This window comes from Arthrobacter sp. AK01 (assembly GCF_021109375.1).
GTDB lineage: Bacteria > Actinomycetota > Actinomycetes > Actinomycetales > Micrococcaceae > Arthrobacter.
Window position 1 is genome coordinate 25,548 of sequence record NZ_JAJOHP010000049.1, and the last position, 12,673, is coordinate 38,220.

Sequence of the window (12,673 nt, forward strand, 5' to 3'; positions counted from 1 at the left end):
TGCTTCGCCCGCCATGGCTGATGTCGTGACGAATACTGTTTCAGTGGGAGATAACCCCACCGGCATTGCGGTCAATCCCGTCACCAACAAGGCGTACGTGGCCTCGTTCGAGGGTGTTTCGGTCATCAACGGAACGTCCGACGGGGGCCTCCTGTACTCCGGAGACATGCCCGTTGACGTTGCCGTGAACCCGGCGACCAACAAGATTTACGTCAGCGAGATTGGCGGCTCCGTTGCTGTTGTTAATGGGGTCTCTGGTGCTGTGACGTGGATTCCCGTGGGGTCATCGCCCGGCGTCATCGCAGTGAACTCCGCTACCAACAAGATTTACGTCGGTGTGAGTACTGGGATGACCATCATCAATGGGGCAACGAACACCACCACGTCCGTGCCGCTCGCCGGGGGCGCCCAGGACATTGTGGTGAACCAGGCCACCGGCAAGGTGTACGTAAAATCCTCCGGGACCATCCGGGTAGTGGACGCAGGCGGCATCGTTACCTCCAGCATCATCATCGGAGCCGGCGGCATTCTTGACGTCGCGGTGAACGAAACGACCAACAAGATCTACTTCACAACACTTGGCAGGTACGGTGCGGGCGTGAGCGTGATTGACGGAATCACTGATACCGTCACCGGGAGCATTCCTTCGGCGAACAACGTGGGCAAACTTGCTGTGAACCCTGCCACCAACAAGATCTACGTGGCCGGGGACAGCCCCTCCATCGATGGTTTCATTCAGGTTATTGACGGTGCTTCCCAGACTCAGGTCGCTGAGCTAAGGACCGCCACCAGGATTATGGACGTCGTGGTAAACCCGGCGTCGAACAAAATCTACGCACCGCTGTCCGGCAGGGGAGTCGCCGTAGTGGATGGCGCGGACAACACCTTCTCAGCCGTTTTTACGGGGCAAGATCCGGTTGACGCTGCGGTGAACCCCGCTACCGGAACCGTCTACGTGGCCAACACCGGCAGTGACTCCGTATCAGTGATTGACGGCACCGTTCCCGCGCCGGTCAAGAACGACTTCAACGGCGACGGATCGGCCGATGTTCTGGCTCGCGACGGCTCCGGAGTCCTGTGGATGTACCCCGGCAACGGCTCCGGTGGTTGGTTGTCCCGGGTCCAGGTTGGCCCGGGTTGGAATGTCATGACGGCACTGGTCTCGCCGGGTGACTTCAACGGTGACGGCAAATCCGATGTGCTGGCCCGCGATGGCGGTGGCCTGCTGTGGCTCTACCCGGGGAATGGCGCGGGCGGGTTCCTTTCGCGCGGGCTCGTCGGCACGGGGTGGGAGGGCATGAGCGCTATCGAAGCGATCGACTTCCACGGCGACGGACGCGCGGACGTTGTGGCCCGCGACCGCGGCGGTGCTCTCTGGGTTTACCGAGGCGACGGAACGGGTGGCTGGTTGCCGCGGATGTGGGCCGGGTCCGGGTGGACCGGAATGTCCGAGATCACCGGCGCAGGGGACTTCAACGGCGACGGCCTAACCGACCTGGTGGCCCGCGACGGGTCCGGCGCGCTGTGGCTGTACCCGCCCAACGGATACGGCAGTTGGCTGGCGCGGCAGACCGTTGGCCAAGGGTGGAATGTGATGGACTCCCTGGTTGGGCCCGGTGACTTCGACGGCGACGGACGGGCTGACATCCTGGCCCGCAACGCTGCCGGCGAGCTGTGGCTGTACTCCGGTGCCGGGGGAACTGCTTGGCCCTCGGCTCAGCGCGTGGGCACTGGGTGGGGCGGGATGACGGCATTAATCTGAGTGATAACTGAGGGATCAAACGAACATCTTGTTGAATCCGCTCATGGTTCGATTTAGACGAAACAGTCGACGCTACACTCCGTTGCACTGAACCCTCTTTGCGCTCACAGAAATTGCTCACCCGGGACCGCCCATCGAAGCACACCTAAGAAGCTCCTACTGCAAGGCGCGTTATCCGCTCTGCCCAGCCCAAACTGGCATCTAGACTTGAGGCATGCTTGAACATCGAGAGGATGGGTTGTGACTGTGCTCGTACCAGACTCCCGGATGGTCCGACGAGCTAGTTCGGTCTTCTCCACTGCCACAATCCGCCAAATCATGCGGGGCCAAACGCCAACGCAGGCTGAGGAAATCCTCTCGGCCATGGTCAAAGACAACCTAGTCCGCAATGGTGTGAGCCGGCATGAAGCGATTAGCGTGCTGGACTCGATTCTTCGCAAGTCCTATAGAAACGAGCACGTCTACAAATCCGCTCTCGTGGAAAAGATCCTGTTGGGCAGGCATAACCTGCGGACTGCGACCGTGGTCAACGAGTTCACAATTGGCGGGTCATGCGTGGACACAGTCGTAATCAATGGCGAAGCTACGGCCTACGAGATTAAGACAGAGCTAGACTCACCGGCTAGATTGTCCAAACAACTGGCTGACTATCGGCGAGCATTTCGCAAGATCTACGTTGTAGTGCACGAGTCTATGGTCCCGGCATACATGGACACAGTTGACGACACATCGGTTGGCCTGATCGCGCTCACGCATCGCCACCACCTCTCAATTCGAAAGCTGGCGACTACCTACGACGCCGATCTAGATGTGACGGCCATGATGAAATCACTTCGAAAGGGTGAGTACACGGATATTTTGCAGCGTCACTTTGGGAGCATTCCACAAGTCTCAGCCACACAGCACTTTTCTGTCTGCCTGGAGATGGCATTGAGAATACCTCGTGATAGGTACCAGAGATACTTTGAGGATGCGCTACGGTTGCGAAAACCCCGTGAACCCGAGTTGGCGTTGAGAGCTCCGTGCCAGAGTTTACGGTATGTTTATCTTCAATTGGATCCCGCTCGCCTGCAATATGAGCGGATTGAACGCTGGCTGAGAGGCACCGTGGACGTATGTACTATCCCTACCTGCGAGGAAAACAGTTTGAACTCCTAGCCATAAAGGAAATGGCACAGGACCAGTCTCTTACTCGCGTTGTGCACCCAGTGATCGAACCAGTAAGGGATCTGAACTCCGGCGGTCTGGAACGATGCGTTGAAACCCTTCTAAGGGTTGGGTCTTCTTGCACGTTGATCGTAAATCCGCAAGTGGGGCATCTGGCCGGCGATTCCAGTTCTGTGCACAAGCTGGTTTCCTTCTTGAATGATCGGCCGCACCTACTGGACCATGTCACCCTCGGAGTCGTCGTCTCGGCGGTTGATGACCTTGAAAGCGTGCAACACAACCTTTCAGCTCTGAATGTCGGCACACCAAAAGTGTCCTTCTTTCATCTGGATTTCCCCGAGGACGCTGCTCAGGTCTTCGGTTTCTATAGTACGAGCATTGTCGAGTCACACTTCGTTGAATCTGTCAGTGATACGCGTCGGTATCGGAGCCTAAGCGGCTTCCAAGCAGTCGCCCCGGTTTGGGGAGTAACGCCGCTCGTTAAATGGAGAGATCCGTTTCCAAGGCAGGCCAGGAATATCGATTATGTAGGCATACCTGAACAGCTCTATACGGATGACCATCTCTACTTTGCTGATGACGGGTTCGTGGGCATTTCGGACTACCAAACCATAGGTGATGACTACCAAGACGGTGGTCGTCTGCCGCGGGCAGTTGTTCTCCATCTCACTTATCAAAAAGAGTCGGATGGGCCGATTTTCATCAGGCATTTCCCGTCCGACTCGAATCTTGATGCATCCGACACAGCAGGAAAGTTTGCTGAAGCTGTCAAGAAGTTGGTTAGCTTTGCGGATGAGCGCAATCTTGCCAATCCCGCTATTGACAAATTTAGATTTTATGCTCTAAATGAAAGTTTCCCAGGCCTAGGAACACTTAAGAAGGTGTCAATACAGAACCATATTTATGTGATGCAGCACGCATTGGGTGAGCTGTGAAAGGTTGCAGGGCTTGTTTCTTGGGATCCGGCCCAATCGACGTTGTAGCCGTGCGCCCCAGCCACGGTGTTTGTGGGTTCTGTGACACTTCGTCATCTGACGGTATGGTGTGGGATTTACGAGTCTGGGAAAATCAGTTCGCTGGTCTTCTCGACAAATACGAAGCCGCGCCCCAAGGATCGGCCGACGGTCGGAGCATAGAGGAGCGGATCCTTAGTGACTGGGACATATTTAGCTTCACTGAACGAGCCCGTGTTCGAGCATTCCTGGAGGATGTGTTTGTTGAGCCGCACCCTTTGCTTAGGCCTGGTGTTCTGGTAAGACCAAGAAGTAATCCTGGCGACTTGGACCACGTGGGCGTTTGGGATAGCTACGTTAATCACCTGAAGCTTGTAAATCGCTTTTTTCCTCCGAATGATCTTCCGGATGATGCCCTCAACCTCCTTGGTGAGCTTATCCTAGCCAATGGCAGGAAAGTGGAGGTCGGTAAGTCCTATTTCAGGGGTCGTCCAACAGCAGACCCGCAACCGTTCGCTTTAGACAACATGGGTATGCCACCCGCTGCGACAGCTCCGGGTGGTCGCGGCAACCCCATCGGGATACCGCATCTATACATCGCATCTGACGTTGAAACATGCGCAGCGGAATGTCGTGTCGGCCTAAACGGCTACGTCTCAATCGCCACCTTTCGAGTTGAAGCAGAACTTAACGTTTTGGATTTGGCGGTCGTGGACTCCATAAACCCGTTCACAACTGAGAGGGATGTCAGTAGCTACCTTCAAGCTCGCGCATTCTTGTCACGACTCCGCGACGAGATCTCCAAGCCCGCCCGGAGCACCGACGCGCAGCGGGATTACGTTTCTACTCAGTTCCTTTGTGAATATGCCAAGCACCTGGGCCTTCATGGCGTGATGTACCCGAGCACGCTCAAAGATGGTGGCACAAACCTAGTCCTGTTTACTGCGGACAGGGTTGCAGGCGACGCTGAAGTAAAGACCTTCGTCGTAGTGAGAGACGAGCTACGGATGAAACTCCTCAATTAGCGCTAACGTCACCGACGCTGAGCCCGCTTCAAATCCTTCCGCAGCCCCTTGTTGTCAGCCCGAAGCAGGCGATTGTCCTCAGCCAGCCCATGGTTGTCCTCGCTCAATCCCCGGTTCTCCGCTTCCAACTCCAACACCAGCTTCACTCCCGCCAGATTCAGCCCCTCATCCAGCAGCACCCCAATTCGTCGCAAAGTCGCCAGGTTCCGTTCGCTGTAACGGCGAGTTCCGCCGTCGGTCCTCTCGGGGGTGAGCAGGCCTTTGCGCTCATACAGGCGCAAGTTCTGCTGGCCTGTGCCCACCAGTTCAGCGGCAACTGAAATGGCATAGACACCTTGAGCGTCGAGCCCTCCGGCGTCCCGTTCGCCAGCGGACGCGGAGCCGCCGTCGTCCCCAGAAGCGGCCAATCCGCCGTCGTGCTCCTCTGCTGAACCTGGCATGCAAACGTCTCCCAAAATCTTCGAAAACCTACTTGCACCACTCTCTCTCCGGTGCTATAAAAAATCTATACCAGCCACCACAGATCAGGAAGAGCTGGCACAACAACAGAATCAGCATCAAGACCAGAGGAGTGAGAACAAAATGCTGATGCGCACTGACCCGTTCCGCGAATTCGACAGGCTCGCCCAACAGGTTTTTGGCACAACAGCACGCCCTGCCGGCATGCCCATGGATGCCTGGCAGGAGGGCGAGGAGTTTGTCGTTGCCTTTGATTTGCCCGGTGTGAGCCCCGACTCCGTCGACCTCGACGTCGAGCGCAACGTCCTCACCGTCAAGGCAGAACGGAAGTCGCCAGCGGGCGAGAACTCAGAAATGATCGCCGCCGAACGCCCGCAAGGCGTCTTCAGTCGGCAACTGATCCTGGGCGACACCTTGGACACCGAAGGCGTCAAGGCCAGCTACGACGCGGGCGTGCTGACACTCCGTATCCCCGTCGCAGAGAAGGCCAAACCACGGCGCATCGAGATCACGTCCAACGGACAACGGCAAGAGATCAACGCCTGACCCGTCGGCCCTGTCGGGAGGTTCACCCCGGGGGTGGCCAACCGGCAGGGCGCCGACCGGGAACAGGCACCGACCGGGAACAACGGAGGCGGCCGCATCGGAATAGTTGGGCGCAGGCTTCGCGCCACGCCACCGCGTTTTCTAGCGCACATGAAAGCGGCCCCCGCCCGTCGTCTCCCGATTGATGGCCCCCGGTGCACGCCGGGGGCCATCCAAGTCCGCTGCAGGAAACCGGAACCAACCGTGAGCGACCAACCTGACCACTACGCCACTTTGCACGTGCCACCCGACGCGACGGCCCGCGACATCACCCGCGCCTACCGCGCGCTGCTCCGGACCCATCACCCGGACACACATCAAAAGGTCGACGACGGCGACACCACCTCCGCGGCCGACCTCAAGGAACTGCACGCCATCATGCAGGCGTACGTCGTTTTGTCGGACCCAGGAAAGCGGGCGGCTTACGACCAGGCGCGGCGGAGCGGTGTGCCCGCACGAAGGCCCGGAACGCCTGGAACGCCGGTGAAGGTACGGGTCCATCGACATGAACCGGCAGGCAGCAAGGAAACCACGCCGCCCCTGTCTTTCGGACCAACCCAATGGGAGCCTTCATCCCGAACCCACAGAACACCAAGGAGGCATTCATGAGTGCTTGGCGTCCGTACGACGGCCACATCATTCCCGCGTTCTACGAACGATTCGAGAAGCGCTGGGGGAGAGGAACAGCACCGTTCCTCGACCCCGAAGTCCACGAGCAACCCATGCCACGGGCCCAGTGGATCAACCCGGACACGGGCGCGGCGGTAGCTGTTGTCCCCATCTGGACCGACGATCCCGAGCAAAGGTCCTTCGGCGTCTTCTACCTGCCACCCGCCGGCGATATCTGGATGCTCCGCCCGGGGCTCACCACATTCCTGGAACCCAGTGCCGGATCCAACCAAAATCAAGTGACGCTCCGCAACGACGCCTTCAAGAAGGCCGTCAACCACGCCAAGGAGTTCATCTACGGCCCGCAGCTTTGAGGGGGTGCGCTGAGGGGCGGGATCTCGACGGAAAGTAGGCTTCAAACTGCTGAGATGTCGCCCCTCGGCAAGGGAATAGCTACAATTGCGGACCGATCCTGACCTCGATCAGTCGTAGTCTGACACCACGGAACCCCGACGAAGAGGACGCAGTCATGACCGCGGCAGACCCGACCATCAGCACAGTCCCCAACGGCTATTCCAGCGTCAGCCCCTGGCTCATCACGCGGGATACCGACGCCCTTTTCGAGTTCATCACGGCTGCGTTTGGCGCTGAGGAGATCGACCGGGTCGTTGGCGAGGACGGGACCATCGGGCACGCGGAAGCGCGGATCGGCGACTCAGTAGTCCTCGCATTCGACAGCCGACCGCATTGGCCCGCAACGCCGTCGTACCTCCGTCTTTATACGCACGACGCCGATGCCGCCTTCCACGCCGCCCTCGCCGCGGGTGCCACCACGGTTTCGGTCCTCGACAACAGCGCCTGGGGTGACCGTGGCGCCCGGATTCTGGACCCGCTGGGGAACGTCTGGTGGATCATGTCGCACATGGAAGACGTCTCTGACGACGAAGCCGCCAGCCGCTGGCAGGCCCCCGAGTACGCGGCGGGGATGGACTATGCGGTCGATTCCCTCCATCGGCACATGATCGGCCAGCCGGACGCACGCGTCCCTGATGAGGTGAAGTCCATGGCCCCGCTGGTACGGGCCCACGGCATCTGCCACATGCCCGCTGGCTACCGTTCCGTTGAGCCCTGGATCATCACCCGCAGCACACCTGGGCTCCTGGACTTCATCACTGCCACGTTCGGCGCCCAGGAAGCGTTCCGGGTCCCCATGGAAGACGGGTCCATCGGCCACGCGGAAGCGAGGATCGGCGACTCAAACGTCCTTGCCTTCGATTCCCGCCCGGACTGGCCGCCGACTCCGGCTTTCCTTCGCGTCTACGTCGACGACGGCGAGGCCACCTTCGCGGCCGCCCTCGCAGCAGGTGCCACGGCGGTGACGACCATGACGGAGATGTTCTGGGGAGAAACAGTGGGCCGGGTCAGGGACCCCTTGGGAAACCTCTGGTGGATCCACTGCCGGGTGGACGAACTCAGCGCCGAGGAAGCCTACGCGAGGGCGGGCGATCCCGAGTTCGTGAAGGCCATGGAGTACGTATCGGGCGTGGACTTCTTCGCGAGGGGTTAACTCTCGGCAGTAAGCGGGCTTCAACGTGCGCAGAGCCAATCGCGGGCTTATTGCCAGAAATCCTTGTGAGGGGCAGCAGCCTCGTCCTCCAGGAGAGGGCCCACCACAGAGATTTTGCGCTGACCGCGGCTGAAGACTTCGCGGCAGGGAAGGGACAGGGTGGGGTTTTCGGGATTGTCTCCCGTAATGCTCAGCAGTGATTCTTCGCTGAGCCCGTAGACCACTCGCCCGATGCCCGTCCAGTAGACAGCACCGGCACACATCGCACATGGTTCTGCGCTGGTGTACAGCGTTGACCGCGCCAGTTGCTCGGTACTGAGCTGCCGAAATGCTTCCGCCGCAGCCCTGAGTTCGGCGTGCTGGGTCGGGTCGCCTTCCGGCGGCATCGAATTGTTTCCCTTCGAGCTCACCACCGTGCCATGCTCGTCCACCACCACGGCGCCGAATGGATGCCGTCCCTCAGCCTTGACTTGGTGGGAAAGCGTGATGGCCAGGCGCAGGAAGTCCACGTCCTGTTGGGAGACGGCAGAGCCGGGGTTCTCAGTGTTTGTCACTTCTGAATCTCTCTCTTGGTATGGATTAGACGAAGAGGCCGTGGGGCTCACCGACGCGGTCGAGGTACTCACGACGCCGCGCAAACAGCCCCTCAAAGCCCCGAGAAGTCGCCCCTCGGCGGGAGGCGCGGCACAAAAGCAAAAAGAAGGCTGGTGCAGCCTATGGAGAGAATCCCAAGGCGGCTGCACCAGCTGCTAGTACGACTTTCTGTTATGAGTTTTGACACCTATCCATTGGCCGCTCCTAGTTCCCGGCTTCGATTGTTTCCGGGCCTTTCAAAGTCTGTGCAGGTGGGGCGGAGCTGAGGGGGTGGCTGAGGGCTCCGTGCCCCGGGAGAACACCTCCCATCTTACGGCGGCTCGCAGGAAAAAGCGCTGGAATTCGCGGTATTTCAGGGGCGCCTGCGGGGTGTCAGCTACCTGCCGTGGCACGATAGATCACGATGAAACTGCGCGCTGATCAGACCGGAAACCGTGGCCTCCCGATGCCCCTTTGGCTACAGGGTGGTTTGGAGTCGGCGCAGGCAGCCTTCATTTCAGCAATCGTTGTGGTGCTGCCTCTGGTGGGGGTGTGGGCTACGGATGGGTTCCAGGACCGGAACGTCGACTCCCTGGCCCGTTTGGGCGGCCAGGCTTGGCTGCTGATCCACGGTGTTCCGCTGGAGCTGGCGCAGGTCAATATAGGTACTGCGGCCCAGCCGGGTTCGGGCTTGCTCTCCCTGATTCCGCTGGGCCTGACGCTCATTCCGTTCCTGCTCGCCTGGCGGGCCGGGCGCCGCCTCGCCCGTGCCTCGTACACAGACCAGCTGTGGCAGGCATTCTTTGGCGCATTCGTTGTCTACGCGGCTTTCGGTGCAGCTACCGGGTTCGTGTGCCGCACCTCCGAAGTGGTCATCAATCTATGGTTCGCCATGACCATTCCGCTGATTTCGTTCGGCCTGGGCATGATCGTTGGCGCCCGACGAGAGGCCGGTTCGTGGAGTCGCCTGATCGGCGTTGACGCCGTAGCCTGGCTTGCGAAGACCAGCCAACACTCGCGCTGGGCGGGCTCATACGTCGGCTCGGCGTTGAAAGCCGGATTCGTCGCCGCAATGGCCGCCGTTTGCCTCGCCGCAGTGCTGCTGGCAGTGACCATCGTGTGGCATTGGACGGACATCATCGCCGTGTACGAAGGCATCCAGGCCGGCGCGCTGGGCGGCGCCGTCCTCACCATCGCGCAGCTTGGATTCCTGCCGAACCTCGTGATTTTCGCCCTGTCCTGGTCCTCCGGCGCCGGCTTCTCGCTCGGCGTTGGCTCGACGGCGGGTCCGTTGGGTACCGCCGTCGGGCCGCTCCCGGCCGTCCCGGTCCTTGGGGCCCTTCCCGCGGGACAGCTCGACGCCGGGGCCATGGCCCTCGCGCTTCCCGTCGTAGCGGGCATCCTGGCGGGCTGGTGGTTCCTGCGTGAAGGCGAAAACCACTTCGACGAGTGGCTCTCCATCAAGATCAAAGCCCGCTGGTTCACGGCAACCGTCTCAACCCTGTTCCTGGGCGCATTCATCGGCGCAGTTGCCGGTCTGTTGGGCGGTGCCTTGGCGTGGATCGCGCGCGGATCGGCCGGCATTGGCCGGCTCACGGAAATCGGACCCCACCCGTTGTGGACGGCAGTCTGGCTGGCCGCGGAAGTGGGCATCGGCGTCGTTATCGGTTACGCAGTGGGGCCGTGGCTGGAACGCCGTCAGAAGCTGCGCGAGGCGGACCTCGACGAAGCAGCGTACGACGACGAACACGCCTAAGCGGGTCCTCTTCCGCTGGCGCTGGGGAGCCTCAGCCGGCTTAGCGAAGCGACCCCGGCATCGAGTCCTCGAGCTGCGTCATGCACTGCGTTTTGGCGGATTCCGTCAACGCCCCGCGCGAGCAATCCTGGTACGTGCTGACCTGGTTGAAAAAGAGCATCGACGTCAGGATGAGCAGGCACATGACGGCCGAAACGATGAGGCCGGAGATGGTCCCGAAGAGAATCAGCCGCGGGTGCTTGTACTTCAGCGTCCTCACCAGAACCACAATCCCCAACACCAAACCCGCGAGCGTCAGGATGGCACTCAACCACACGTAATTCACGTTCAGGGAGAACACGAAGAACGCACCCAGAGCCGTCAAAAGGAATGCACGGAACAGGATTTGGGTCACGCCGAGGGCGGACTTTTCGGCCTCTGAGCGGGGTTGCTGGCTCGGCTTGGGACCGACGTCGGGATTCATGTTTTCCAGCCTACGCGAGCCGCCCATAAGCTAGTGCAATGCGCATTGTTGTCCTCGTCTCCGGTACCGGTTCCAATCTTCAGGCAGTCATCGACGCCGTGAAGTCGGGTGAACTGGATGTCGAGATCGCCGCTGTGGGTGCCGACCGCCCCGACACGTATGGCGTGGAACGCTCCGACGAGGCCGGCATTGAGACCTTCGTGGTCAACTTCAACTCGTTCGAAACCCGTGCTGAATGGGACACCGCACTGCGCGACAAGGTCCTGTCCTACAAACCGGACGTCGTGGTGTCTTCCGGGTTCATGAGGATCGTCAGCTCCGACTTCATTGAGGCATTCGGTGGCAAGTACGTCAACACCCACCCCGCGTTGCTCCCATCCTTCCCCGGCGCCCACGGAGTGCGCGACGCCATCGCGTACGGCGTGAAGGTCACGGGCTGCACCGTTCACTGGGCCGACGCCGGCGTGGACACGGGCCCCATCATTGCCCAGGAAGCCGTTGCTATCCTTCCTGAGGACTCCGAAGAATCCCTGCACGAGCGCATCAAGGTAGTGGAGCGCCGCCTGTTGGTCCAGACCCTCGCAGACCTCGCCGCCGCACCCAACTGAGTCGCAGCACCTGTTCCACTGAGCCCTGAGTGGAGCGTTTGCTGTTACCTAGTTGGGTGGCAGGAACGAAAGGCTGTGGATAACGCCCCAGGCTCCCGTCGCATTTGCCAGCATGGGCTGATGAAGATCCCACGGCCGCTCCCGGCAGACCTCACTTCGAAATCCTTTACAACGCAGGAAGCACTCGATGCCGGAGTGTCGGTTGGGCGCCTGCGTTACCGGGATCTGGACTCGCCGAGCCGATCCATTCGAGTCCCTCGTCTGGACACCGAACATGCCTTCGCGGACATGGTTCGGCCGATCACTCAGGTCACACCATTTTCGGCGGCGTCCCACGCGACGGCGTTCCTACTATGGGGGTTTCCTGGCTTCCTGCCCGGCAGCCACGAGCCTGGGATTCATATTTCGCGGCCCCACGCCATGGCCATCCCTCGACGGCGCGGTGTGGTGGGACATCGAGGTCAGTTCTTCGAGGATGAAATCACCACGTTCAATGGCCTGCTCATCACCAGCCGGGCTCGGACGTGGCTGGACTGCGCGCGGAAGATGGACATCGACGAGATCACCGTTGTGGCCGATCATTTGCTGCGTATCCCCAGACCGGAATTCGAAGGACGGAGTTCGCCCCACTGCGCCATGGATGAGCTCGAAGAGATGCTTGACCGTCACTGGGGGACACCTGGCATCCGCAAGGCCCGCCTCGCTTTGGAACAAGCATGCGTGGGGTCCGACTCGGCTCCCGAAACGCGACTGAGGCTGGCGCTCAAGTGGGCTGGCCTACCCACAGCGGAAGTCAATGTTCCTACGGAGCTAGGTCCCGGCGTCGTACGTCAACCGGATTTGGCCTATCGCGAGCAGTGCGTTGCCGTGGAGTACGAAGGTGAGGGTCACTCGGATCCGGAGCAGATCGTGAGGGACATCGCCCGGGAGGAGGATTACAGTCGAGCCGGCTGGACCCTCGTGAGGATCTCAAAGCGGCACATGAGCAACAACGCGAGGTCCGCCGTGGCCAAGGTGCGGCGGGCGCTCGAACAACGCGGCTGGTCACCCAAGTAAGTGGGCGGGGGTGGGGGGTGGGGGGGGGGGGGGGGGGCGGGGGGGGGGGGGGGGGGGGGGGGGGGGGGGGGGGGGGGGGGGGGGGGGGGG

Annotated in this window: 14 protein-coding genes; 11 read left to right on the forward strand and 3 right to left on the reverse strand. The window is 60.8% G+C overall.

Going from position 1 to position 12,673, the window contains the following annotated elements; translation table 11 throughout:
- Positions 1-25: 25 nt before the first annotated feature.
- From LN996_RS23810 to LN996_RS16545, 4 genes are all read left to right on the forward strand, one after another.
- Positions 26-1,762: an FG-GAP-like repeat-containing protein gene (locus LN996_RS23810; protein WP_231341503.1), complete on the forward strand. Its 1,737-nt coding sequence runs from the start codon at positions 26-28 to the stop codon at positions 1,760-1,762.
- Positions 1,763-2,125: 363 nt separating this feature from the next.
- A complete protein-coding gene (locus LN996_RS23885) occupies positions 2,126-2,920 on the forward strand; it encodes a sce7726 family protein (protein WP_374202228.1) in 795 nt (264 codons plus the stop codon).
- On the forward strand, positions 2,878-3,864 hold the full coding sequence (locus tag LN996_RS16540; protein WP_231341504.1) for a sce7725 family protein: 987 nt from the start codon (positions 2,878-2,880) through the stop codon (positions 3,862-3,864). Before LN996_RS23885 ends, LN996_RS16540 begins: the two co-directional genes overlap by 43 nt.
- Before the next feature lie 104 nt (positions 3,865-3,968).
- On the forward strand, positions 3,969-4,907 hold the full coding sequence (locus tag LN996_RS16545) for an RES family NAD+ phosphorylase (RefSeq protein ID WP_231341505.1): 939 nt from the start codon (positions 3,969-3,971) through the stop codon (positions 4,905-4,907).
- 8 nt (positions 4,908-4,915) lie between these two features.
- Here the strand turns inward: LN996_RS16545 and LN996_RS16550 are convergent, their stop codons facing one another.
- Positions 4,916-5,347: a MerR family transcriptional regulator gene (locus LN996_RS16550; RefSeq protein WP_231341506.1), complete on the reverse strand. Its 432-nt coding sequence runs from the start codon at positions 5,345-5,347 to the stop codon at positions 4,916-4,918.
- A gap of 142 nt (positions 5,348-5,489) precedes the next feature.
- On the opposite strand from LN996_RS16550, the gene LN996_RS16555 reads away from it, so the two are divergent.
- The 4 genes from LN996_RS16555 (at position 5,490) to LN996_RS16570 (ending at position 8,127) form a co-directional block, all read left to right on the forward strand.
- Positions 5,490-5,912: an Hsp20/alpha crystallin family protein gene (locus tag LN996_RS16555; protein ID WP_231341507.1), complete on the forward strand. Its 423-nt coding sequence runs from the start codon at positions 5,490-5,492 to the stop codon at positions 5,910-5,912.
- Positions 5,913-6,155: 243 nt separating this feature from the next.
- The gene (locus tag LN996_RS16560; RefSeq protein ID WP_231341508.1) at positions 6,156-6,560 is read left to right on the forward strand and encodes a J domain-containing protein; all 405 of its coding nucleotides are present in this window, start codon (positions 6,156-6,158) and stop codon (positions 6,558-6,560) included.
- Positions 6,557-6,934, forward strand: coding sequence for a hypothetical protein (locus LN996_RS16565; RefSeq protein ID WP_231341509.1), 378 nt, complete (start codon positions 6,557-6,559; stop codon positions 6,932-6,934). Before LN996_RS16560 ends, LN996_RS16565 begins: the two co-directional genes overlap by 4 nt.
- Positions 6,935-7,089: 155 nt before the next feature.
- Positions 7,090-8,127 (forward strand): VOC family protein, encoded by a 1,038-nt coding sequence (locus LN996_RS16570; RefSeq protein WP_231341510.1) that lies wholly within the window; start codon positions 7,090-7,092, stop codon positions 8,125-8,127.
- 47 nt (positions 8,128-8,174) lie between these two features.
- Here LN996_RS16570 and LN996_RS16575 read toward each other — a convergent pair whose 3' ends face one another.
- On the reverse strand, positions 8,175-8,681 hold the full coding sequence (locus LN996_RS16575; RefSeq protein WP_231341511.1) for a nucleoside deaminase: 507 nt from the start codon (positions 8,679-8,681) through the stop codon (positions 8,175-8,177).
- Positions 8,682-9,124: 443 nt separating this feature from the next.
- Between LN996_RS16575 and LN996_RS16580 the strand changes: the two genes are divergently transcribed.
- On the forward strand, positions 9,125-10,456 hold the full coding sequence (locus LN996_RS16580; RefSeq protein WP_231341512.1) for a DUF6350 family protein: 1,332 nt from the start codon (positions 9,125-9,127) through the stop codon (positions 10,454-10,456).
- 40 nt (positions 10,457-10,496) lie between these two features.
- On the opposite strand, the gene LN996_RS16585 is transcribed toward LN996_RS16580, so the two are convergent.
- Entirely contained in the window at positions 10,497-10,946 is a 450-nt protein-coding gene (locus LN996_RS16585; protein ID WP_231341513.1) for a hypothetical protein, read from the reverse strand.
- Between the two features lie 11 nt (positions 10,947-10,957).
- On the opposite strand from LN996_RS16585, the gene purN reads away from it, so the two are divergent.
- Together purN and LN996_RS16595 are read left to right on the forward strand one after the other, a co-directional pair.
- Positions 10,958-11,527, forward strand: coding sequence for a phosphoribosylglycinamide formyltransferase (purN, locus tag LN996_RS16590; protein WP_231341514.1), 570 nt, complete (start codon positions 10,958-10,960; stop codon positions 11,525-11,527).
- Between the two features lie 120 nt (positions 11,528-11,647).
- Positions 11,648-12,583 carry a hypothetical protein gene (locus tag LN996_RS16595; RefSeq protein ID WP_231341515.1) on the forward strand — a complete coding sequence of 312 codons (936 nt, stop codon included), beginning with the start codon at positions 11,648-11,650 and terminating at the stop codon, positions 12,581-12,583.
- Positions 12,584-12,673 lie beyond the last annotated feature (90 nt).